At 38.7% G+C, this 24,096-nt stretch carries 24 protein-coding genes and 2 rRNA genes; 2 read left to right on the top strand and 24 right to left on the bottom strand.

The features are described 5' to 3' along the window. Window positions 1-67 precede the first annotated feature (67 nt). The 12 genes from spoVG to metG all read right to left on the bottom strand — a co-directional run bounded on the left by spoVG (window position 68) and on the right by metG (window position 11,583). A complete protein-coding gene (gene spoVG, locus MKX83_RS00275; RefSeq protein ID WP_095371285.1) occupies window positions 68-361 on the bottom strand; it encodes a septation regulator SpoVG in 294 nt (97 codons plus the stop codon). A gap of 234 nt (window positions 362-595) precedes the next feature. Next, on the bottom strand, window positions 596-970 hold the full coding sequence (locus MKX83_RS00270) for a RidA family protein (protein WP_224939124.1): 375 nt from the start codon (window positions 968-970) through the stop codon (window positions 596-598). A 24-nt stretch (window positions 971-994) separates the two neighbouring features. Next, the gene (gene purR / locus MKX83_RS00265; protein ID WP_095371287.1) at window positions 995-1,816 is read right to left on the bottom strand and encodes a pur operon repressor; all 822 of its coding nucleotides are present in this window, start codon (window positions 1,814-1,816) and stop codon (window positions 995-997) included. 64 nt (window positions 1,817-1,880) lie between these two features. Then, entirely contained in the window at window positions 1,881-2,759 is an 879-nt protein-coding gene (ispE, locus tag MKX83_RS00260) for a 4-(cytidine 5'-diphospho)-2-C-methyl-D-erythritol kinase (RefSeq protein ID WP_440214451.1), read from the bottom strand. A 599-nt stretch (window positions 2,760-3,358) separates the two neighbouring features. Then, on the bottom strand, window positions 3,359-3,532 hold the full coding sequence (locus MKX83_RS00255) for a small, acid-soluble spore protein, alpha/beta type (protein WP_251163598.1): 174 nt from the start codon (window positions 3,530-3,532) through the stop codon (window positions 3,359-3,361). 147 nt (window positions 3,533-3,679) lie between these two features. Beyond that, window positions 3,680-3,943, bottom strand: a complete 264-nt coding sequence (veg, locus tag MKX83_RS00250) for a biofilm formation stimulator Veg (protein ID WP_095371290.1) — start codon at window positions 3,941-3,943, stop codon at window positions 3,680-3,682. Window positions 3,944-4,214: 271 nt separating this feature from the next. Continuing rightward, window positions 4,215-5,123, bottom strand: a complete 909-nt coding sequence (yabG, locus tag MKX83_RS00245; protein WP_251163597.1) for a sporulation peptidase YabG — start codon at window positions 5,121-5,123, stop codon at window positions 4,215-4,217. 203 nt (window positions 5,124-5,326) lie between these two features. Continuing rightward, window positions 5,327-6,208: a 16S rRNA (adenine(1518)-N(6)/adenine(1519)-N(6))-dimethyltransferase RsmA gene (rsmA, locus tag MKX83_RS00240; RefSeq protein ID WP_341053502.1), complete on the bottom strand. Its 882-nt coding sequence runs from the start codon at window positions 6,206-6,208 to the stop codon at window positions 5,327-5,329. Further along, window positions 6,201-6,761, bottom strand: a complete 561-nt coding sequence (rnmV, locus tag MKX83_RS00235; protein WP_341053498.1) for a ribonuclease M5 — start codon at window positions 6,759-6,761, stop codon at window positions 6,201-6,203. Before rnmV ends, rsmA begins: the two co-directional genes overlap by 8 nt. A gap of 240 nt (window positions 6,762-7,001) precedes the next feature. After that, window positions 7,002-8,204, bottom strand: coding sequence for a G5 and 3D domain-containing protein (locus MKX83_RS00230; RefSeq protein WP_307319253.1), 1,203 nt, complete (start codon window positions 8,202-8,204; stop codon window positions 7,002-7,004). A gap of 445 nt (window positions 8,205-8,649) precedes the next feature. Next, entirely contained in the window at window positions 8,650-9,417 is a 768-nt protein-coding gene (locus MKX83_RS00225) for a TatD family hydrolase (RefSeq protein ID WP_328200216.1), read from the bottom strand. A gap of 204 nt (window positions 9,418-9,621) precedes the next feature. After that, entirely contained in the window at window positions 9,622-11,583 is a 1,962-nt protein-coding gene (gene metG, locus MKX83_RS00220) for a methionine--tRNA ligase (protein ID WP_341053497.1), read from the bottom strand. 517 nt (window positions 11,584-12,100) lie between these two features. Between metG and MKX83_RS00215 the strand changes: the two genes are divergently transcribed. Beyond that, window positions 12,101-12,391: an AbrB/MazE/SpoVT family DNA-binding domain-containing protein gene (locus tag MKX83_RS00215; protein ID WP_180317054.1), complete on the top strand. Its 291-nt coding sequence runs from the start codon at window positions 12,101-12,103 to the stop codon at window positions 12,389-12,391. Window positions 12,392-12,428: 37 nt separating this feature from the next. Here MKX83_RS00215 and rsmI read toward each other — a convergent pair whose 3' ends face one another. The 10 genes from rsmI to MKX83_RS00165 all read right to left on the bottom strand — a co-directional run bounded on the left by rsmI (window position 12,429) and on the right by MKX83_RS00165 (window position 19,604). Further along, a complete protein-coding gene (rsmI, locus tag MKX83_RS00210; RefSeq protein WP_251163615.1) occupies window positions 12,429-13,304 on the bottom strand; it encodes a 16S rRNA (cytidine(1402)-2'-O)-methyltransferase in 876 nt (291 codons plus the stop codon). Window positions 13,305-13,309: 5 nt separating this feature from the next. After that, window positions 13,310-13,579, bottom strand: a complete 270-nt coding sequence (locus MKX83_RS00205) for a GIY-YIG nuclease family protein (RefSeq protein ID WP_251163594.1) — start codon at window positions 13,577-13,579, stop codon at window positions 13,310-13,312. After that, a complete protein-coding gene (locus MKX83_RS00200) occupies window positions 13,569-14,309 on the bottom strand; it encodes a tRNA1(Val) (adenine(37)-N6)-methyltransferase (protein ID WP_341053494.1) in 741 nt (246 codons plus the stop codon). The genes MKX83_RS00205 and MKX83_RS00200 overlap by 11 nt, the downstream gene beginning before the upstream one ends. A gap of 140 nt (window positions 14,310-14,449) precedes the next feature. After that, window positions 14,450-14,806, bottom strand: coding sequence for a DNA replication initiation control protein YabA (gene yabA, locus MKX83_RS00195; RefSeq protein ID WP_095371302.1), 357 nt, complete (start codon window positions 14,804-14,806; stop codon window positions 14,450-14,452). Between the two features lie 13 nt (window positions 14,807-14,819). Further along, window positions 14,820-15,644 carry a PSP1 domain-containing protein gene (locus tag MKX83_RS00190; RefSeq protein ID WP_095371303.1) on the bottom strand — a complete coding sequence of 275 codons (825 nt, stop codon included), beginning with the start codon at window positions 15,642-15,644 and terminating at the stop codon, window positions 14,820-14,822. After that, on the bottom strand, window positions 15,637-16,644 hold the full coding sequence (gene holB / locus MKX83_RS00185; protein ID WP_251163593.1) for a DNA polymerase III subunit delta': 1,008 nt from the start codon (window positions 16,642-16,644) through the stop codon (window positions 15,637-15,639). Before holB ends, MKX83_RS00190 begins: the two co-directional genes overlap by 8 nt. A gap of 13 nt (window positions 16,645-16,657) precedes the next feature. Continuing rightward, on the bottom strand, window positions 16,658-17,098 hold the full coding sequence (locus tag MKX83_RS00180; protein ID WP_224939114.1) for a YaaR family protein: 441 nt from the start codon (window positions 17,096-17,098) through the stop codon (window positions 16,658-16,660). Window positions 17,099-17,116: 18 nt separating this feature from the next. Beyond that, window positions 17,117-17,446 carry a cyclic-di-AMP receptor gene (locus MKX83_RS00175; RefSeq protein WP_095371306.1) on the bottom strand — a complete coding sequence of 110 codons (330 nt, stop codon included), beginning with the start codon at window positions 17,444-17,446 and terminating at the stop codon, window positions 17,117-17,119. Between the two features lie 93 nt (window positions 17,447-17,539). Next, window positions 17,540-18,178, bottom strand: a complete 639-nt coding sequence (gene tmk, locus MKX83_RS00170; protein WP_224939113.1) for a dTMP kinase — start codon at window positions 18,176-18,178, stop codon at window positions 17,540-17,542. Further along, window positions 18,171-19,604, bottom strand: coding sequence for an aminotransferase class I/II-fold pyridoxal phosphate-dependent enzyme (locus MKX83_RS00165; RefSeq protein ID WP_341053489.1), 1,434 nt, complete (start codon window positions 19,602-19,604; stop codon window positions 18,171-18,173). The genes tmk and MKX83_RS00165 overlap by 8 nt, the downstream gene beginning before the upstream one ends. A 166-nt stretch (window positions 19,605-19,770) precedes the next feature. On the opposite strand from MKX83_RS00165, the gene MKX83_RS00160 reads away from it, so the two are divergent. Continuing rightward, window positions 19,771-19,959: a sigma factor G inhibitor Gin gene (locus MKX83_RS00160; protein WP_224939111.1), complete on the top strand. Its 189-nt coding sequence runs from the start codon at window positions 19,771-19,773 to the stop codon at window positions 19,957-19,959. A gap of 632 nt (window positions 19,960-20,591) precedes the next feature. Here the strand turns inward: MKX83_RS00160 and rrf are convergent. Beyond that, a 5S ribosomal RNA gene (gene rrf, locus MKX83_RS00155) occupies window positions 20,592-20,708 on the bottom strand. Window positions 20,709-20,940: 232 nt separating this feature from the next. Beyond that, window positions 20,941-23,873, bottom strand: a 23S ribosomal RNA gene (locus tag MKX83_RS00150). Window positions 23,874-24,096: the final 223 nt, after the last annotated feature.

The following is a 24,096-nucleotide window of genomic DNA, read 5'->3' as shown; positions in this document are numbered from 1 at the left end:
ATAATTTATACACAAAAAAAGAGCCCATACCTAAGATGTATGGACTCCTAACTGCGTGTCTATTTTTCTACGAAGCACCCGCTTCTTCAAATTCTACTTCCTCTAATTCACCTAAACGATGGTACTCTGCTAATACTGCTTCTTGGATTTTACCGCGAGTCCCGGAATTAATCGGATGAGCAATATCTCTAAACTCTCCATCCGGAGTACGTTTACTTGGCATCGCTACAAATAAGCCGTTATTACCATCAATGACACGAATATCATGAACGACAAATTCCTGATCCAAAGTAATAGATGCAATCGCCCTCATGCGGCCATCCGTATTAACGCGGCGTAATCTTACGTCAGTTACTTCCATTCTGTTCACCACCTTTTCCCAGTAGATAAAATCCTTTACTTACAATTCCACATATAATTGCAAACTCCTTCTTAATTAGAAAAAATATTTCGTAATTTTAGGACAAATGGATGATTTCCATTAAAATTCTTCCAAATACCATTCTCCTTTGACTATTTCGATTTCATGAAATTCACTTTTGTCTCATAAAAAAATACACCATCCTTTCAGAATGGTGTATCTCCCACACGAGATTTACTTCACAAGTGCGATAACTTCTATTTCAATTTTTGCTTCTTTTGGCAATTTTGCTACCTCTACACAAGAGCGAGCGGGTTGGTGGTTATTGAAATACTCTCCATAAACTTCATTCACAGTTGCAAAATCGTTCATATCTTGGATGAAGACAGTTGTCTTGATGACTGTTTCAAGTGATGCACCTGCTTCTTGTAATACTGCTTGTAAATTTTTAAATACTTGATGTGTTTGAGCCTTCACATCACCATCTACCATAACACCTTCTGTAGTTAATGGTATTTGTCCCGAGCTATAAAACATATTATTTACAACAATACCTTGAGAATACGGTCCAATAGCCGCTGGAGCTTCATTCGTTTGAACGATCTTCATAACAATCTTCCTCCCTCTCCCTACTTAATTCCTTTTGAAGTAGTTTCCTTCAGTTACATTAATACGTTTTTCTCTTACATCTACATCTGCTAACTGGACGAGAGATACATACTCATCAACTAAACGTTCATCTGCATTTTCTGATTCTACTAAGACTGCAATTCCAGCTAGTGTAGCTTTAAATTCATCCAGCATACTAATCATGCCATTAATTGTGCCGCCGGCCTTCATAAAATCATCAACAATAAGTACTTTCGAACCTTCTTCTAAACTTCTTTTAGAAAGAACCATCGTCTGAATCCTTTTCGCAGACCCTGATACATAGTTAATGCTGACTGTAGATCCCTCTGTCACTCTACTATCTCTTCTGGCAATGACAACAGGCACATTAAGATAATTAGCGACTGCATAGGCAAGCGCAATTCCTTTTGTCGCAACTGTCATGACCATATCAATATTTTTATTAATATAAGCCGATGCAATTAACTTACCGCATTTTTGTACAATCATAGGGTCGCCTAAAATATCAGTCATATAAAGGTAACCGCCCGGCAAGAGACGATCAGGACTTGCAATTAACTCACATAGTTCAGCAATGATCGGTTTCGCTTCTTCATCTCGTACCTTCACCTGATATCTCACGCCACCCGCTGCCCCTGGAACTGTTTCTAATGTGCCTATTCCGCGAAGCTCAAAAGTGTCTTTTATTATCGCTAAATCTTCGCTAATTGATGATTTAGCTGAACCATATCTTTCTGAGAAAAAGGTTAAGGATACCAATTGTCTTGGATGCTCTAAAAGATAATGTGTCATATCAATTAGACGTTCACTCCGACGAAATTTCATGATTGGCCCTCCTTTTAATTAAAAACCGAATATTATAACGATAATATAACATTATCATACGTCTTTAATCAAGTTTATGCTGTTCTCCAAGGAGTCTAACCGCAAAAACTTGGTCACAAAACCCTCTTAGACCATTATAAATACGGTGCATACGAGAATCATGCTGTGCTAAACCAAATACAGTAGGGCCACTACCACTCATTAGCACTGCATCAGCACCAAATCTCTGCATCTGTTCTTTAATTTGGTTAACCTCTGGATGCATTTTTAACGTCACACTTTCAAGGACATTAGACAAATGTGCGCAAACATCGCTATAAGACTGATCTTCAATGGCCTTAATCATTGCTAAGGTTTGCGGATGTTTAAGTCCCTGTTTATTTAAGCGGCGATACACCTCAGCAGTCGAAACACCGATAAAAGGTTTAGCTAAAATCACCCAACATGTTGGTGGAGCTGGTAAAGCTTGAATAAGCTCTCCTCTACCTGTAGCAAGGGCTGTCCCTCCATAAACGCAAAAAGATACATCTGAGCCGATTTCTGCACCGATTTCCGCTAACTCATCAATCGTTAATCCTAATTGCCACAGCTTGTTTAAGCCTCTTAACGCTGCTGCTGCGTCACTGCTTCCCCCAGCTAATCCCGCAGCAACAGGAATCACTTTTTCAATTGCAATACTAACCCCTTGCTTCACATTAAACCTGTTCTTTAGTAAATGTGCTGCCTGATAAGCTAAGTTCCTATGGTCATCTGGAACAAAGCGATTATGTGAAACAATTTTTATCTCATCTTTATCCAATAACGTTAATTCAAGACGATCTGCCAAATCAATGGTTGTCATAATCATTTCTACTTCATGATAACCATCCTCTCGTTTACCGAGGACATCTAATGATAAATTGATTTTAGCAGGAGCCTTTACTAAAAGTTTCAAACTCTCCACCTACTTTACAAATTTCAGGACGACTCCATTTTTTGTCCTATTTTACCACAAAACAAGAAAAGTAAGACGTATGCAATAATATTATTCAATATTAAGATTAATTTTTTGACATTAGCCTGGGAACAGTCAGCATATTCACGATGAAAAATAAGCAATCGCAAAACGAAATAAACTAAATAAGTACTTTTGTCCGAGCGGTCTTAGTTAATGTACAGGCTTTGTATAAAGATTGTAAGAAACAGATTAAAAAGGTGCTCGTCTTGCAAATGAGATTTTGCGTTTCCGGGGAATCATTTTTGAAACCATCAGAGGTATAGATTCCTGAATCGATTTTATCCGCACCCGGACCAACTTCTGAAGTTTGTATTTTTCGAATGGGTTTCTTTTGCCCTAATCTAACTCGATATCACCTAACTCACCTCTTCTTCGTTCATCTTCCAGATTCCTGTCTCTCGTTCGCCTACGCGTTTGAGATTAAATACTTTCATTCCAGAGAGTTTAAACATAAAAAATACTCCTCCATAGGTAGCCAGATATTTGTCTACTTATAGGGGAGCATTAGCCTGTTTTCGTATTTGTTTCTTTTAAAACACAATGAATTATTTTGTCTGATAGGATGCTAAGGCTTTTTCTATTGCTCTTTTCACCATATTGCCAGCATCTTTAGAAGTAATACCGCCCCAACCTTCTTGTTGAACGGTGTCATAAAAGCCTAATTCTTTAGCGAGTTCTTCTTTCATTCCTTCTGACATGATTCGCCTTCTTCTGCTCATCTTGGAATCACTCCTTATTCATTGCTACTCATAGCTTTCCTCAGAAGTAATTCTTTCATGAAGGTAATTACTAGTAGTTGTTTGAACCTTTCTAAAACACAAAAAAGCAGCAAATTGGCTTGCCGCTTTTGTTGATGTTATATAAGGTTAGCTTAAAGCAACTTGTCCTGATGTGTCTTCATAGAAAGTAATTTGAACCGTTTCTGTTAAAACATCCGCATAGCTGTAAGATACGCGTTCAAATGCATTTTCATCTTGATCTAACTCGATGACAAATACAGATGGATACGTTTCAGCTAAAACGCCAGACCGTTCAATTGTCTTTCTGCGTCCGCCATTAGCCTTGAGCATTAGCCTTTTACCAAGATTTGAATCAAGTGCCTTTTTGATATCCAATAATGTTTTTCCCATTCGGTCCACCTCACTATAGAAAGTATACCACTTTACCACAATTAAGTCAAGTAAAATTATTAATTATATCAATAAACAAAAACAGTTGCAACACATTTCGTTCTACTTTTTTTGCTAATTTTCTACATTCCTAACATTCCCCATCTTTTAGGAAATTATGTAAAATTATTGAGAATCTTATTTTTCCACATAAAAAAGAAGCCCAACCGACATTGGCAAGCCCCTCTAACATACCCTTATTTTATCATTTTCCCAATAGGTAAACTCTCTTTTAAAATGACCCAAACGGATCAATAGATTGTTCTTCCTCTTCCTCATAATGGAACGGCATACCCGTCCTAAGCACACCTTTTGTTTCCACCCCACCTAAGCCTCTTTCACCAGATAATGTATTTCTTAACACGTCCCAAACACGAATATGCTCATTATAAGGTGTAAAACTAATCTTACTTACAATATATACCGGATCTAGCGCATGAATATTTACTCTTGATGGAGAACTAGCAAAATTAGCTCCAGCATGAATCAGGGATTCAAAGTGAGATTGACAAGCTCCAGCAAAGATGACAAGTTGATCTAAATGAGGAACCTTCTTCCTGGCTTCTTTCACCGTTTGCACAAAATGCTTAGAATGGCGGTAAGCCTCTATATCTGCTTTACTACCCTTTGCCTTTGTATATGCGTCATGGCCAGTAATAACTAAAATATCCGGTCGATAATAATCTACTAACTCCCCAATAACACGAGGCATATCCTTTTCACTTAAGTGTAGACCTGTAACTGGAATACCGATTTTCTCATATACCGTTAAACATTTCTTTAGATACCCTGGATCACCATCAAGATGTAATACCTTCCCCGGCAATTGAAAATAATTAGCTGCTTTACTATATCCCTCTGTTACTGTATATTCCCTTTTCTCTTGCAATAGATGAACATCTTGACGGAATAATTCAAGAGATTGCTCTTCAAGTGTGCGGAATTCCTGCATAATCCTTCGCTGATCAGACTGACTCATGATGATAAGATCCTCATAAGGAGCATCTGCAATGAGCCTTATATCTTCTCCATATAATACCGCCATCTTTTTCCCATCATGCTCTCTTATGTCAATAACGCGGAACATAATATCACAATGATAGGAAACCCTCCCAACGATATCCATTAATTTTATAGTCACTGTCGTCACTCCATTTTGGGCCATTTCCCTGAGTCTGTTTCTTTAGTTAAATTATGCGCCAATGCTTGGACCTGTGCTTCTCTATAGCGCCTCTTCACCGTACAAGGAAAAATTGCAAATCCCAAAAACCAAATTAAAAACCGGACTAAACACTTTTAATAAAGTCATTAGTCCGGTTCATATGTGCTAATACCTAGTAGATGCTATGAACTGAAGTGAGGTAGTAATGCGTCAGCCAAACGAGCGAATTCTTCTAACCCTAACGTTTCTCCTCTTCTCGTTGGTTCAACCCCAGCTTGATTTAGTGCCTGTAAAATGAACTCTTTTCTTTCTTTCCCCTTCTCTAACTGACTCGTTAAATTATTGAGGATGGTTTTTCTCCTTTGTGCAAAGCTTGCTCTTGTTACTGTAAAGAAGAAGGCTTCATCTTGAACTTTCACTGCTGGTTGATCTAATTTTGTTAAGCGGATAACAGCAGAATCGACATTCGGTTGAGGAATGAAGACAGACTTAGGAACAATCATAACAGTCTCTGCTTTTGTATAATATTGAATTGCAATCGAAAGGGAGCCATAGCTTTTAGAGCCAGGACTCGCAGAGATACGTTCTGCGACCTCCTTTTGCAACATACATACAATACCTCTAATCGGGAGCTGATCCTCTAATAACTTCATAATGATTGGCGTAGTGACATAGTAAGGTAAATTCGCAACTACCATTAAATCATCGATGTTTGCAAATTCTTGTTGTATCGCCGAAACGATATCAGCCTTTAGTACATCTTCATTAATAACTTTTACATTCGGATATGGCCCAAGTGTATCTGCCAATATTGGTAATAGTCGGTGATCGATTTCAAAAGCTAAAACCTTCTCACTTCTCTTAGCTAATTGCTCAGTTAATGCACCAATACCAGGGCCAATTTCAATGGCACCAGACTTGGGTGTTAATTCAGCATGATCCACAATTCGATTTAATATATTCGTGTCTATTAAGAAGTTTTGACCTAAACTCTTTTTAAACGAAAAGCCATGCTTCTCTAAAATTGCTTTCGTTCTTATCGGTGTGGCAATATCCTTATTCATAATCAAGCTCCTTGTCCATTTTAGCTACCGCTGCCAAAAAGTCTTTCTTTGTAATTTGAAACATTGTTAAACGTTTATAAAGTTGCTTGCCATTGGCATAACCTATCTTTAAAATCTTGCCTAGCTCTTCACGGCGCTTCTTTGCGTCACTGCCACCAATTAAGCCTGCGTCCATTAGATCAGCCTGCGTCACTTCAGACACAGCCTCCTCTGTCATGACATAGGCATGGGAGAGCGCCTCTCGTATCACCTCAACAGAAGCATGCTCTACACCTACACCTTTACCATGCTTAGCTATGGCAAATTGTTTATCAATAAAGGCGTGCTTGCATTGTGGGACATGCTTTGTAATCGTATGTCTAATTTTCTCACCAGGAAAATCAGGATCTGTTAAAACAATAACACCTCTCGTTTTTTGCGCCAGTTTTATTTTTTCTAATGTCTCAAAATTTATGGCTGAGCCATTTGTTTCAATTGTATCGGCATCTAATGCCTTTCTAATCGCGACAGTATCGTCCTTACCCTCTACCACGATAATCTCTTTTATTTTCATTTTAACACCTATCCGTTCACTAAAAACTTCCAATTTATACTTATTCAGCAAACTTATTTTAAAAATAATGAATTATTTGCAAAAAAAGTGAAACATTTCTGTAATGTTAATCGTCTAAATATATATAATGATAGTACAGCAAGATAGCATGCATTTTATTATATATGAAACATCCTTCGAAAGAAAATGCAAATAACAGAAAAAGAGCAGAGGATGAATTCCCCTGCTTACAAACACCATCTAATTAAGCACACGTATTTTCACTTGCTTACGTCCCCAACGATAAGCATCAGATTTACTGGAGAAAAATACGTCAATCTTATTCCCTTTAATAGCAGATCCCGTATCGGAAGCTACAGCGTAACCATAACCTTCCACATATACTTTTGTCCCTAAAGGAATAACGCTCGGATCTACCGCTATCACCTTTGCTCCCGGATTAGCTTTTAAATCTAATCCCGTCGCTGTGACACCTGAACAACCATTACAACCTGCAGTATAGGCAGTAGAGCTAACATACATTTCTTTGCCACTAGATTCATTAGTCTCGCCGCGAGATGCCACTTTTGTAACTGGTTGAGATACTTTTGTTCCAACAGCAACTATATGATTTTTTGATTCTTTTACTTTTTCTTCACTAAGTAATTTACGAGAGATTTCTTTTCCATTTTCACGAGTAATTTCAAATTCTTTTTTCAAAAGACCCTCTTGACCTTTTTCAAGAACCTTTTCACTACCCTTTTTCAAGCTATCGTCTTTTTTAGTTACGACCGCATATTCAATTGGTTCTTCCACTACATCGGTGACCTTTTCAACTCTGATGACTTTTATTACGTCATTTTCTTTGACTGTCTCATCCAACTTTGGTTCAACACGATCTAATTTTCCTAGCTTAATATCTTGTTGCGATAAAAAGTCAGCGACCGTAGTCGAAGTTGACCACACTTCTTCGGTTTTATCATTCGCACCGTCTGCTAATTCAATTTTGAACGCGCGATCAATCTTGATGTCCATCTTACCTGTAATTTTATCACCTAATTTAGGCTTTATGGCATCATGTTTACTTAATTCAATATTCTCTTCATCTATCAGCTCTTGCACAGTATCAGCTGTTGTCCATATGACCTCGGAATCTTTTTTGTCGGTAATCTTCACCTGCACTGCAGGGTTCCAAACCACTTCCATATTGTCCTTAACGGCTTTATCTACCGAGGGGTACACATAGTCTTCTGAGCGTAATCCTATATCCATTTCGTCAAATATCTCTTGAATGGTTTTTGCGTGTGTATTTATTGTTTGTTCCTCACCATCTAATGTTAGAGCAACGGTTTTCTTTGTCATTTCAAAGATTAAAAAACCGCTAGCTGTAATCGTAACGATTAGACTAGCAAAGATAACTGCCCATTTTTTCTTGCTCAAAGACTTGGATAACAGGTTTTTCATGTAATTTATCACGATGAAAATTGCCTCCTTTTCTCTCGGAGTGATTATATAGACTATCTTGCTGACTGTCAACACTCACTATCTGATTTTTTGGAGGGAAAGATAAAACGGAACATCCCCAAGTATTCCTCTTCCCCTTATAAAGAGTTCAAGAAAAGAACGTTCACCTTATCATCCACACCCCCTAAAAATACTGAATCAATCGAGCATTTCAGAAGTCAGGCAAACTGATATACCTTCTATTCTCCGAAACACTCTTTTTTCCCTCTTTCCATACAAGAAAAAATTTTTTTCTGCACGTACGCTCTATTATGCAGAAAAAGCATTTTTTTGCAAAGTGAGAGATATCGACATGGTTATCCTATGAGGACAGATTCCTGTGTAGAACTTTTTGGTATAAGAAAACATTTGGACAAGCTTCTATTATTTTTGACAATATTTGCTGTCAATTTATAGCGAATAATTTTTTTGCGTTTTCGGTTGTAATTGCTGCAACTTCTTCTACTGGAATGTTTTTAATTTCTGCAATTTGTTCACAGACCAACTTCACATAGCTTGGTTCATTACGTTTGCCACGGAATGGGTGCGGAGCTAAATATGGGCAATCTGTTTCGATCAACAATTTTTCTAATGGAATCTCTGCTGCCACTTCCTTTGGTTTTCTTGCATTTTTAAAAGTAACAGGGCCACCTAATGAAATATAAAAATTCATATCAATGCATTCTTTAGCTGTTTCAGGGCTTCCACTAAAACAATGCATAATCCCACCTACTTCAGCAGCATTTTCTTCTTTTAATATTTCTACGATATCAGCTGTTGCTTCACGGTTATGAATAATAATCGGTAATTTTACCTTTTTTGCCAATTGAATTTGTTGTCTAAACACATCTTTTTGCACATCTTTTGGTGACTTATCCCAATGGTAATCTAATCCCATTTCTCCGATTGCGACTACTTTTGGATGCTTCGATAATTCTTCTATCCAAATTAAATCTCCTTCAGTCATATCAATCGCATCAACCGGATGCCAACCAATGCTCGCATAAAGGAAATCATATTGTTCAATCAGTTCCATTGCTCTTTCAATTGTAGGTCTATCAAAACCAACAACGACCATTTTTTCAACCCCAGCTTCTCTTGCTCGCTTAATCACTTCTTCCAAATCCTCGTCATATTGTTCCGCATTTAAATGAACATGTGTATCAAATAGCATCCTCATTTCTCCTTTTTTATTATTATTTTAGAAAACTAACAACTATAATATTAAATGAACATCTTCCTTCTATATATATAGATAACCTTAATAACTTTATTTAGATATATTATATAAAAATAAAAAACATAGAAATGCATCATCGTCTTTGTAACGGATCACATTTCTATGTTCTAAAAACCTTCTGCTTCCATTAATCGGATATTATTTGACTCTCGCGCCTACTGGTAATGACTCTGCAATTGTAGCTAATGATAATGCGCCATCTTCACTTCCAGCAAGAATCATTCCCTCAGATAATTCTCCACGCAATTTAACAGGTTTAAGATTGGTTACACAAATAACTTTACGGCCAACTAAATCTTCTGGTTTGTAAAACTTTGCGATACCTGAAACAACTTGACGTTTTTCATAACCTAAATCCAATTGTAATTTTAATAACTTATCCGCTTTTTTGACTGGTTCAGCCTCTATAACTTGAGCAACACGTAAATCCACTTTCATGAAGTCATCAATCGTGATTTCCTCACTATCTGGTTTCGCTTGTACTTGCTTCTCTTCTTTTTCACCTTGAGGTGCACTACCCTGCATTTTTTGCTTAATATACTCAACCTCTTCACTAATTTCAAGACGAGGGAAAATAGGGTCGCCCTTTTGTACTTTTATACCTTCGCCAATTTTACCAAATGTCTCAATGCTCTCCCAAGAGATGAGCTCTTCTTTGTTTACATTTAACTGTGTAAAGATTTTCTCTGGTGTTCTAGTTAAGAACGGTTGTAATAGAACGGCGATTCTTCTTAACGATTCTGCTAAGTGGTACATCGTCGTTGCTAATTCCTCTTGTGTACTCTCCTCTTTCGCAAGCATCCATGGCTTTGTTTCATCAATATACTTATTCGTACGACTGACCAATTGCCATACAGCAGACAACGCAACTGAAAACTCCATGTTTTCCATTGCTTCTTCATATTTTCCAACTGTCTCTTTATTCATTTGTACAAGCGCTTGATCAAATTCACCGTTTGAACCACGATAAGTTGGAATTACGCCATCAAAGTACTTATTAATCATAGCCACTGTACGATTCAAGAGATTTCCTAAATCATTGGCTAAATCAAAATTAATACGCTCGATGAAACCTTCAGGTGTAAATACACCATCAGCGCCAAACGGCACTTCGCGCAATAAGTAGTAACGTAACGCATCTAAACCATAACGATCAATTAATGTGACTGGGTCTACTACATTACCTTTAGATTTAGACATTTTTCCATCCTTCATTAATAACCAACCATGAGCGAATACTTTCTTAGGTAATGGTAAGTCTAGTGCCATTAACATAATTGGCCAGTAAATAGTATGGAAACGCACAATTTCTTTTCCGACTAAATGAACATCTGCAGGCCAGTACTTCAAATACTTACTATCATTATCTGAGCCATATCCTAGTGCAGTAATATAGTTTGATAAGGCGTCAATCCATACATAAATGACATGCTTAGGATTACCAGGAACTGGAACACCCCAATCGAATGTTGTACGAGATACAGCTAAATCCTCTAACCCAGGTTTAATGAAGTTATTAATCATTTCATTTTTCCTAGACTCTGGTTGAATAAAAGAAGGGTTGTCTTCGTAATATTGTAGTAACCGATCAGCATATTTACTAACTTTAAAGAAATATGACTCCTCTTTCACACGATGAACCGGTCTCCCACAATCTGGACAGTTACCTTCAACTAATTGTGTTTCAGTAAAATACGATTCACAAGGTGTACAATACCAACCTTCATATTCCCCAAGATAAATATCACCTTGCTCTAATAATTGAGCAAAAATCTTCTCAACTACTTCTTTATGTCTTGTTTCTGTTGTACGAATGAAGTCATCATAAGAAATATCTAACTTTTTCCATAAGTCTTGGATACCGCTAACGATTTCATCCACATAACTTTGGGGAGACACGCCTTTTTCTTCCGCTTTTTCTTGAATTTTTTGGCCATGCTCATCAGTACCCGTCAAATACATTACATCATAACCTCTTAGACGCTTATAACGTGCCATCGCATCACCAGCAACAGTCGTATAAGCATGTCCAATATGTAAATTTCCGCTCGGATAGTAAATTGGAGTGGTTAAATAAAAAGTCTTTAATTTTTCCTCCATGTTTATTTCCTCCTCATCTTAAAAAACCCGCCCTTATGACGAGTCTAATCTCTCATATCTGACCATATATTTATTGTTTCTTCTTTATATAAAAAAAGAATATATATGAGTCATCTTAGCCTCTATCTTCCTCAAAATATACCTAAAAACTTGAATTTGTGCAACATTTCCGAAGGGAGAAGCCATGGTTTTATTACAACCTCCGTGTTTTTTCTAAAGCCTTAATCAAATTAATCCTTCGACAAAAAATAGACAAATAGGTGAATTTTGTCGAATTATGTCGTTTTGTCGAAACGAGGTATGTACGTCTACTGGAAATTGGGTGAGTTTTTATCCATGACTTTTCCATCATAAACCTTGATAAATCAATAATCCTGTCCATGTTAATAATTTCCACACAAAAATAAAATAAAGTAATTGACGATTATGGCAATGGTTGGTATTATAATATCAACAATGATTTTTGTCGAATAATGACGAAAAAGATAAATAATTAGATAGATGACTGGGAGGAGCAATTAATATGAAATCTACTGGTATTGTTCGTAAAGTTGATGAATTAGGTCGTGTAGTTATTCCAATTGAACTTAGACGTACTCTTGGTATTGCAGAGAAAGACGCATTAGAAATCTATGTGGATGATGAAAAAATCATCTTAAAAAAATATAAGCCAAACATGACTTGCCAAGTAACTGGTGAAGTATCCGATGATAACATCTCACTAGCTGGTGGAAAATTAATCCTTAGCAAAGATGGCGCGGAGCAATTAATTAAAGAAATCCAAAGCAATTTTGAACTAACTAAATAAACAACAAAGAGACTCCTATTTGCGAGTCTCTATTTTTTTACGCTTCATCAATATGATAAATCTTGTATACCTCTCGTTTACTCATATCACGGTCTAGGGCTGTTTGTTTAATGGCATCCTTACTTTTCAAACCTTTTTCTTCTATATAATAAGTAATTTGCTCTTCAATAGATAACCCTTCCCACCACTTACTTTCTTCTACTGGCTCTTTGCAACCCTCAATAATTAAACAAAATTCCCCGCGAATTTCTGATTGGCCTGCCCATTCTACTGCTTCTCTTATCGATCCTCTAATAAACTCTTCATACTTCTTTGTCAGCTCCCTACTCAAAACAATTGAGCGATCGCCTAAGATATCTAACATGAGCTGTAAGCTTTCCTTCAACCTATGAGGAGATTCATATAAAATGATTGTAGAAGATACTTTTGAAAGCGTCTCTAACTCTGCCTTTTTCTGCTTCTTTTGCCGATTTAAAAAGCCATAAAAGAAAAATGGCTGTGTCGGTAGCCCCGAAGCAATCAATGCTGTAAGTGCAGCATTCGCACCAGGTAATGGGACAACAGTGAGCTTCTCTTCAATGGCACTAGTAACCAGCTCATATCCTGGATCAGAAATGGTTGGCATACCTGCATCACTCACAAGCGCAATTTTCTCTCCATCTTTCAACTTCGCAATTAATTTAAAGCCGCTACTCTCTTTATTATGCTCATGGTAACTAATAATGGGTGTCTCTATCTCAAAGTAGTTGCATAGTTTTTTTGTATTCCTAGTATCCTCCGCAGCAATCCAATCGGCTTCCTTTAATATTCTCAAGCTGCGATAGCTAATATCCTCTAGATTACCTATGGGTGTTGGCACTAAGTAGAGAATGCCTTTTTCATTCTCCATATGGAAACTCTTCTGTTGTTGCATATTACTCACCGACCTTCTTCTCTTTGGGTATTCATCCATTCAATTTTTTTCTGTCTACTCAATCGCTTAAAACGATATTCCATTTTCTGTGCCTCTGACTTACTAGAAAATATTTGATGAAATATAAGCGTTAGCGGTGCTCTTCCCCTGGTATATTTAGCGCCTTTTCCAGCATTATGCTTTTCTATCCTTTGCATAAGATTATTTGTATACCCAGCATAGAAGGTGCCGTCTTTGCATTCGAGTACGTAAAAGTAATGGGTTTCAGTCTCCATACAACATCAACCTCATTTCCTTTGTATACTCACCCGACGTCTCATAGATATACAATGGCGACAATATTTTTAAGTCAGGTTTTCCTTTTTTAATGCCTTCCACTAGAAGCACATTCGCTTCTTTCCCTTGCTCAGGATAAACGATTTGTATTCTTTTTGGTTCTATCTCATACTTTCTCATTAATGTCACAAGATCTAACAACCTACCTGGGCGATGAACAAAAGAAACTTTCCCTCCGTGCTTAACTAGTTGACTAGCTGACTGAATTGTATCTTCTAATGTACAGAGAATCTCATGTCGAGCAATCGCATAATGTTCATTTTCATTTTTGTGTTTATTGGTATCGACTGGAAAATAAGGTGGATTGCATGTCACCACATCATACTTAGCATACCCTAATTGCCGAGCAATGCCTTTAACATCTCCCTTTACCACCTTAACTTGATTCTCTAGTTGATTATATTGAATACTTCTATTCGCCATATCAACAAGACGATCTTGTATTTCCACCCCTGTAATCATTCCTTTTGTTCTTGCACTTAAAAACAAAGGTATCACACCATTACCACTACATAAATCTATGATATTTCCTTTTTGTATCGGTAAGTAAGTGAATCGAGCCAATAAAACGGCATCAACCGAAAATGAAAATACGGAAGGACTTTGAATAATTCTCAATCCCTCTGCTAACAAATGATCTAACCTTTCATCACCCTTTAACATAACCATTTCTCTTCCTCCATTACTAAAAAAGCACACTTCGTATCTATTTATCGGTTGAAGCCTCTAAAACCGAAGACTCCTCTGCAAGTAGAAAACGAAATTTATATCTTTAAAAAAACCTTCCTTGTTTAGAAGGAAGGTATCGATTATTTTTTATTTAAAAATGATAAACAGAACAAGCAATCCCCATCTTTTCTAGGACTACCAAAATGAAGATTACAAATATGGAAACCTTCTTGATATAGTCTAGCAAGGTTGTCATAGCCTTCCCCTATATCAAAGAGTTTTTCTTTCTCTGTTTCTTCCTTCTGCTGCTCATTTTTCTTTTCTCGGTCAGATGTAATCTTTAATCTTCTACGTAAATGTTCATTTTCCAACTTCAATGCATTATTCTCTTCTAATACCTCAGCAAGATGCTGTTTCAACTCACCAAGCTGTATATATAATTGACCGATTTGCGATTCCATATTATCTACAGAGTCAAAGATTTCTTTTTTATCCAAGCATTCCACCTCATTAATCTGTGGATTGAACTGACACGGCATTCTCATTAATTTCGTCTAATGTAAATTCTAGCACTCTTTCCTGTTCCTTTAGGTTAACTTGTAGAATTCTTTCAAGTATATTTAACCCTACTACCCTTCCAGAACCTTCCGGTGTCTTTACCCATTCCCCTACATCTGGGAGCTCTTTTTTAGCTGCTTCATACTCGTCATTTTCATATTTCAAACAGCACATTAAGCGACCACATAGTCCAGATATCTTCGTTGGGTTCAAAGATAAATTTTGATCCTTAGCCATTTTGATCGAAACTGGGTCAAAATCACCTAAAAAAGTGGAACAACAAAGCATTCTGCCACAAGGACCTATGCCACCAAGCATCTTTGCCTCATCACGAACGCCAATTTGACGAAGTTCGATTCTTGTCCGAAAAATGGCCGCTAAATCCTTTACTAATTCACGGAAATCCACTCTACCATCAGCAGTAAAGTAAAAGATGACCTTATTGCGGTCAAAAGTATATTCAACATCCACCAATTTCATATCTAATTGATGCGTAGTTACTTTCTCTAAACAAACTTGATAAGCTTCTTTAGCCGCTTGTCTATTCTCTTCTACAATCATACGATCCTTTTGATCAGCAATACGTAGAACTTTTTTTAAAGGTAGGACTACATCATGTTCTCCAACCTTTTTAGGAGCAATGACAACTTTACCGTATTCTACTCCTCTTACAGTCTCGACAATGACAAAGTCATCCTTTTGTATTTGAAGATCACCGGGATCAAAATAATATATTTTGCCCGCTTTTTTAAAGCGAACACCTACTACATCATACAAATGAAGATCCCTCCTGCATCTTTAACACTAACTGTTCCATTAACAGCTGCGCATTCATGTTTGCTTGCAGCTTCCTTTTTGCATCTAAAACTGCAGACATTTGCTCTGTTAACTTTCTATTAGATGTATGAAGCGCGTGTTGTTCTAGCCAGCTTAGCTCATGCGTATAGGCGAGCCTATCACTCTTATCAAGCTGTATATATAACAAATCTTTTAATAAAAGAAGTAATAAGTCTAAACCTAAATCCTGATGTTCTTTCTCCTTAAAATGTGGAAACCACTCTTCTTGGAGAGTGACCATCGCTTGTAACGGATTTTTTTTAAGTACTTCGTATAATTTTAACACTATTTTTTGCGCTTGTACAAACCAATCATCATTACTATATGCTAAAGCCCCATCCAAATTATGGGTAATTTGCGCGAGTAATGGTGCATACTTTTCTTTCACACCATAATCTACGAATTGTTGTACTAAAAATTTTGCAGCGATTGGCTGAAATGAGATCGTTTGACACCTTGATAATATGGTAGGTAACATTCGTTGAGATTGTTCAGTCAATAGAATTGCTGTTGTATCCATATGCGGTTCTTCGAGAAATTTCAGCAAACTATTAGCTGCGTTTGTTGTCATTCGATCAGCATGAACGATAATATATACTTTTCTACTGGATTCGACGCCCCGTTTTGAAAACTCTTCTTGTAATGACCGAATCTGCTGCTTCTTTATCGATTGACCATCCGGCTCAACAAGATGTACATCCGGATGGTTAAAGTGATTAATCCTTTTGCAGTTATTACATGTTTCACATGGAACATAGTCATTAATTGGAGCATTGCAAAAAAGACTCTTTGCTAGAAGCATACCCGTATCTTTTTTTCCTGTTCCTTTCAGTCCTTCAAAAAGGTAAGCGTGGGCAAGGCGTTCCTTACTTAAACTATTTTTAAGCATCTTCAACACGACTGGCTGTAATTCTTCTATTTGATCCCATGTTTTTGTCATGCTGATCACTCACTTACGTATATAAATTTATTAATAATCCTTTGATTTCTCCGATTTTACTAAGAATATCAATGGCACTTTTCTCTTGTAAAAGTAGGTCATCGGCTAGTTGAGCAAGCTTTTCATCAATCGTTTCTACAATTTTCAACGACCTACTTTGTCCTAGTTGATTCCAACTATGGGATTGCTTAATATCCAACCCATGCTCAACAGTCTCTTTCACAAAACGCTTAACAAGCATTTTGTATTTTGCTAAATCTTTAAAGCTCCTGGACTTAGCTACCCTCTGTCCAGCTGATTCTATATCACCTAAAAGCATTTGCATTTGTGTCATCTGCATTTTTTGACCACTTTTTTGCACAAGATCGTTAAAACGCACTTGCGATCCAATGGGATGCTTACTGTCTTGCCTTCTATTATCTATATTAAGACGTAAATCTTGATTAATCTTCATTTATGCCTCCAAATAGGTTTAGAAGTGATGGAATTGTTCTACTGGAAGAACAAATACAGTCGCTCCACCTACTTCTACTTCAACAGGGTAAGGAATATATGAATCGGCATTACCACCCATTGGTGAAACCGGCGCAACAAGTTGCTCTCTCGATTGGCAATTATCCTTAATGACCTGTAAGCATTTGTCTACTCGAATATCTTCCGTACCAATTAAAAAGGTTGTATTACCCGACTTTAAAAATCCCCCTGTACTGGCTAATTTGGTTGCACGAAAATTATGATCTACTAATGCTTTAGATAACTTATTACTATCTTGATCTTGTATGACTGCTAATACGAGCTTCATCATACCACCCTCCTATATCTTTACTTTCTTCTATTATATCAGTTATTCTATGCACAAACAGAGATATACTGACCGAATTTTTCGCCAAGTAGCTTAATCCTTATTTTGAAGTGCTTTTCTAACAATGTCCATCGTTTGCTCAAATACTTTTTCGACAGAGGCATCGGCATTTACAGTTTGAATGCGATTAGAAGATTGCTTCCGAACAATTTCATACCCTTCATATACCTTTTGATGAAACTGTAAATCTTCTAAATCTAAACGATTTACTTCCCTGCCCTTATTTTGATTAATTCTCTGTAACCCTCGTTCTGGTGCGATATCGAAGTACAAAGTCAATTGAGGCATGGCATTTTCAATGGCAAACTGATTGATGGACCAAACTTCCTCAATGCCAATCCCTCTTGCAAATCCTTGATATGCAATAGAGCTATCAACAAATCGATCACATAGTACAATCTTACCCATTTCAAGGGCTGGTAAGACCTTTTCAACTAAATGTTGTCTTCTTGCCGCGGCATAAAGTAACGCCTCTGTTCTTGCATCCATTTTTGTATTCTTCGGATCCAGTATAACAGCCCGGACCTGTTCAGCAATAGCAATTCCACCAGGCTCTCTCGTATGTACTACGTTATATCCTTCTGCTTCTAATTGTTTCTTAACCATTTCTGTAATCGTCGTTTTTCCTGCCCCGTCTGGACCTTCAATTGATATAAAGTAACCTTTAGTCATCCTTGTCCCTCGCTGTCTTATATATTTCTATGTATGATTGTTCTAAGTTTTTCTTGTTTTGAATTCGTGCACCTTTATTTAAATAACCTTCCAAACTAGTGATATGCTCTTTTGTAATTCTTTCACCTTTATATATTAAAGGAATACCAGGCGGGTATGGTGTCACCATTCGTGCGCTAATTTCACCAATCGCACTTGCAAAAGGAACGGTAACAATCATTGCTCCCTCTGGTACCTCTACTAATTCTGAATGCGATGGAATGGGATTCACCTTCACCTCTTTTTCTGCATTGGGAATGTAAGTACTAACTTCTTGCAATGCATCGATAATTTTATTAAAACGATCCTCATCGTCACACCTTAATAATGGAAGTACAAATAAAACATTTAACGGATCAGCTAGCTCTGTATAAATACCTCGTTTCTCTAGCAGCTCTTGTAGTTGATAACCACTCATATGTTTAAACTGTAATGCCAGTTTTAATGGATCATCTGTTCGCATAATAGCTAGTCCAGAAATACAACTTAATTTCTTCTTCAATTCTTTTATCCGTTGGACTAAATGTTTACCGTCTTCTTCTGTATATTGACTGACAAAAAATCTAGCCATATCTAATGAAGCCATAATAACATAAGATGGGCTACTGGATTGCAACATACTTAAATATTCCTGTATGCTGTCTTCATCCACCCGATCACCTTGAATATGAAGAAAGGCCCCCATTGTCAAAGCTGGCAATGTTTTATGGGCAGATTGTATAACTACATCTGCTCCTAATTGTAAACTTGAGGGTGGGAAAAATCTTGTACTCGCTATAAAATGAGCACCGTGTGCTTCATCAACTAAAACTAATACTTTTTTTTCACGGCATAATGCAATAATATCTTCTAATGGATACACTGTACCATAATAACTCGGATATGTAAGAATAACAGCTTTAATGTCTTCATACTTACTTAATGCTTCTTCAATATGAGTATAGGAAACACCTTCACTAATGCCCCATTCCTGGTTAAATTCAGGCAGAATAAAAATGGGTTCAGCTCCAATAAGCCTAAGGCCATTTAAAATAGACTTATGACTATTCCGTTGAACAAGCACACGGTCTCCCCTTTTTAATGTGCCACAAATCATCGCTAAATTACCTACAGTAGAACCATTTATAAGAAAAAAACTTCTTTTAGCCCCGTATAAAGTAGCAAGCAAGGATTGAGCTTCTTTGATTACATCTTCAGCAGAATGAAGATCATCAAGCCCGCTGATTTCTGTCAAATCCAATTGTAAAAGTTGTCGAAAATAATCATCAACCTCATTCAATCCAGAGAGCAGACTACCCCCTTTATGACCGGGTACATGATAATTCTCAGGCTTTCTTTTTATATGCTGTATTAATTTTTCAACTAACGGCATTTGTTTCTGATCCATTGAACGCAAATCCTTTTTATTAGTTTAAATAAATTTACTGTATAGACATACACCTATTGGTGATTACAAACATAAACTGTTAACAACTCACTTATGAGAGTAAAATTCTAAATATTGTATATATTTTATCATCATTGGCTATGATTGAATGTACGGAGGTGACATTGTGAAAACGTTTAATGAAAAAACATGTGTAATCTGTGAACAATCACAATCTACTGGTATCCACTTATATACTTCTTTTATTTGTATACAGTGTGAGGAACAAATCGTGAATACCGAAACAGATGATCCTCATTATAATTATTATGTCCAACAATTAAAAAGAGTCACTACACCTGAAATTTTATCTTAATTTCCCATTTGCTTCTATACTTATCTTATGATCTTCTCTATTATTTTAACAAATATTAGGGAGTTTTTTTATTTTGGAAAACTATCTACAGTGTTGCTTTCATTATACGGAGCACTATGCATAAATCAACTTCTTCAAGAATCTGTAGCTACAATTGTTGAAAGATAAAGAGATCGTAAAAGTCCGAATTACCTTCTTGCTCTTTTCTTTACTCACATGTGATGAACTAACGAAAGTTCATTTAATGACTCTCTAAACAAGCCAACAGTTTTCTGACTAAGATAAGGTTTCCTAATCATTGCTATCATTGCTGATTTTCCAAATCTTTTATATCACTTTGTCTTACTACAAGGAACAATTATCATCGTGGTATTGATACAAACCACCATAATCATTTGTATATCACTTGAAAGCCATATTTACCACTATTAGTATCTAAAACATTACCTCATTGGGTTATAACCAAATGAGGTTCCAATCAACCATTCATTTTTTGATTTTCTATTAAACCCTCAAACTCAACAATTTATACTTAATATTATTATTTTCTTACTGTTATTTTTTAGGAGCATATATTTACTAACTCATATACACAAAAAAGAGCACATACAAATGATGTGCTCTTTTATCTTGCCCGGCAACGTCCTACTCTCACAAGGGGACAGCCCCTAACTACCATCGGCGCTGAGAAGCTTAACTTCCGTGTTCGGTATGGGAACGGGTGTGACCTTCTCGCTATCGCCACCGGACTATGAAATTGTAAGGGAATCGTTCCCTCAAAACTAGGTAATGTTGAAGAAGATATTTATTGAGTAATCGCCTGAATGCGTGCTGTAGGATACTACTTACGTAGTGCTGTCCAGCTGCGGCGCCTAGGTGCTCGAGGTCATAAGTCAAATTTGTCATGAGGTTAAAGAACAACCTCTTGTCAAATCCGTCTTATGCTTGTCGCACCTGAACAAGGCGCCTCCGCATTTCGAATTGGTTAAGTCCTCGATCGATTAGTATTAGTCAGCTGCATGTGTCGCCACACTTCCACCTCTAACCTATCAACCTGATCATCTTTCAGGGATCTTACTAGCTTGCGCTATGGGAAATCTCATCTCGAGGGGGGCTTCATGCTTAGATGCTTTCAGCACTTATCCCTTCCGCACATAGCTACCCAGCGATGCCTTTGGCAAGACAACTGGTACACCAGCGGTGCGTCCATCCCGGTCCTCTCGTACTAAGGACAGCTCCTCTCAAATTTCCTGCGCCCACGACGGATAGGGACCGAACTGTCTCACGACGTTCTGAACCCAGCTCGCGTACCGCTTTAATGGGCGAACAGCCCAACCCTTGGGACCGACTACAGCCCCAGGATGCGATGAGCCGACATCGAGGTGCCAAACCTCCCCGTCGATGTGGACTCTTGGGGGAGATAAGCCTGTTATCCCCGGGGTAGCTTTTATCCGTTGAGCGATGGCCCTTCCATGCGGAACCACCGGATCACTAAGCCCGACTTTCGTCCCTGCTCGACTTGTAGGTCTCGCAGTCAAGCTCCCTTGTGCCTTTACACTCTACGAATGATTTCCAACCATTCTGAGGGAACCTTTGGGCGCCTCCGTTACTCTTTAGGAGGCGACCGCCCCAGTCAAACTGCCCACCTGACACTGTCTCCCATCCCGATAAGGGATGTGGGTTAGAATTTCAATACAGCCAGGGTAGTATCCCACCGACGCCTCCACCGAAGCTAGCGCTCCGGCTTCTAAGGCTCCTACCTATCCTGTACAAGCTGTACCAAAATTCAATATCAGGCTACAGTAAAGCTCCACGGGGTCTTTCCGTCCTGTCGCGGGTAACCTGCATCTTCACAGGTACTATAATTTCACCGAGTCTCTCGTTGAGACAGTGCCCAGATCGTTACGCCTTTCGTGCGGGTCGGAACTTACCCGACAAGGAATTTCGCTACCTTAGGACCGTTATAGTTACGGCCGCCGTTTACTGGGGCTTCGATTCAAAGCTTCGCGTGAGCTAACCTCTCCTCTTAACCTTCCAGCACCGGGCAGGCGTCAGCCCCTATACTTCGCCTTGCGGCTTCGCAGAGACCTGTGTTTTTGCTAAACAGTCGCCTGGGCCTATTCACTGCGGCTCATCAAGGCTTTAACACCCTAATGAGCACCCCTTCTCCCGAAGTTACGGGGTCATTTTGCCGAGTTCCTTAACGAGAGTTCTCTCGCTCACCTTAGGATTCTCTCCTCGCCTACCTGTGTCGGTTTGCGGTACGGGCACCTTATTCCTCGCTAGAGGCTTTTCTTGGCAGTGTGGAATCAAGAACTTCGGTACTAAATTTCCCTCGCTATCACAGCTCAAGGTATGTGACCATGGGATTTGCCTCATGGTCCCTCTAACTGCTTAGACGCACATCCAATAGTGCGCTTACCCTATCCTCCTGCGTCCCCCCATCACTCAAACAGAATACGGTGGTACAGGAATATCAACCTGTTGTCCATCGCCTACGCTTTTCAGCCTCGGCTTAGGTCCCGACTAACCCTGAGCGGACGAGCCTTCCTCAGGAAACCTTAGGCATTCGGTGGATGGGATTCTCACCCATCTTTCGCTACTCATACCGGCATTCTCACTTCTAAGCGCTCCACCAGTCCTTACGGTCTAGCTTCAACGCCCTTAGAACGCTCTCCTACCACTGAACATCAACGATGTTCAATCCACAGCTTCGGTGATACGTTTAGCCCCGGTACATTTTCGGCGCGGAGTCACTCGACCAGTGAGCTATTACGCACTCTTTAAATGGTGGCTGCTTCTAAGCCAACATCCTGGTTGTCTAAGCAACTCCACATCCTTTTCCACTTAACGTATACTTTGGGACCTTAGCTGGTGGTCTGGGCTGTTTCCCTCTTGACTACGGATCTTATCACTCGCAGTCTGACTCCCATGGATAAATCTTTGGCATTCGGAGTTTGTCTGAATTCGGTAACCCGATGAGGGCCCCTAGTCCAAACAGTGCTCTACCTCCAAGATTCTTACGCATGAGGCTAGCCCTAAAGCTATTTCGGAGAGAACCAGCTATCTCCAAGTTCGATTGGAATTTCTCCGCTACCCACACCTCATCCCCGCACTTTTCAACGTACGTGGGTTCGGGCCTCCATCCAGTGTTACCTGGACTTCACCCTGGACATGGGTAGATCACCTGGTTTCGGGTCTACGACCACATACTCATTCGCCCTATTCAGACTCGCTTTCGCTACGGCTCCGTCTGTCCAACTTAACCTCGCATGTAATCGTAACTCGCCGGTTCATTCTACAAAAGGCACGCTATCACCCATTAACGGGCTCTAACTACTTGTAGGCACACGGTTTCAGGATCTCTTTCACTCCCCTTCCGGGGTGCTTTTCACCTTTCCCTCACGGTACTGGTTCACTATCGGTCACTAGGGAGTATTTAGCCTTGGGAGATGGTCCTCCCTGCTTCCGACGGGATTTCTCGTGTCCCGCCGTACTCAGGATCCACTCTGGAGGGAACGAAGTTTCAACTACAGGGCTTTTACCTCCTATGGCGGGCCTTTCCAGACCTCTTCGTCTATCTCGTTCCTTTGTAACTCCGTATAGAATGTCCTACAACCCCAAGAGGCAAGCCTCTTGGTTTGGGCTAATCCCGTTTCGCTCGCCGCTACTCAGGGAATCGCGTTTGCTTTCTCTTCCTCCGGGTACTTAGATGTTTCAGTTCCCCGGGTCTGCCTTCCATACCCTATGTATTCAGGTATGGATCCTATCCCATAACGGATAGGGGGTTTCCCCATTCGGAAATCTCCGGATCAAAGCTTACTTACAGCTCCCCGAAGCATATCGGTGTTAGTCCCGTCCTTCATCGGCTCCTAGTGCCAAGGCATTCACCGTGCGCCCTTATTAACTTAACCATTGTTCGGCTTGCGATAAGCTACGCATTTCGGCGTCAGCTCACTCGTCAACATCCTCATGTGCACAAGACGCACACTCCGGTGTTTCCTCGCTCGCTTCCTTGAACTGCTTGCTTCTCACAAGCCTCTCGGTTGTGTTTATTAAAAAAGTTTAGTATTTTAAATCAATCTATAATATATAGAGAGAAAAAATAACTAAGGTGGCGATTACTCGGTAATCTTC

It is taken from the genome of Cytobacillus sp. FSL M8-0252 (assembly GCF_038007345.1).
In the GTDB taxonomy this organism is placed as follows: Bacteria; Bacillota; Bacilli; order Bacillales; family Cytobacillaceae; genus Cytobacillus; species Cytobacillus kochii.
The sequence above is the reverse complement of the archived record's forward strand: the minus strand, read 5'-3'. Positions and strand labels throughout refer to the sequence as shown.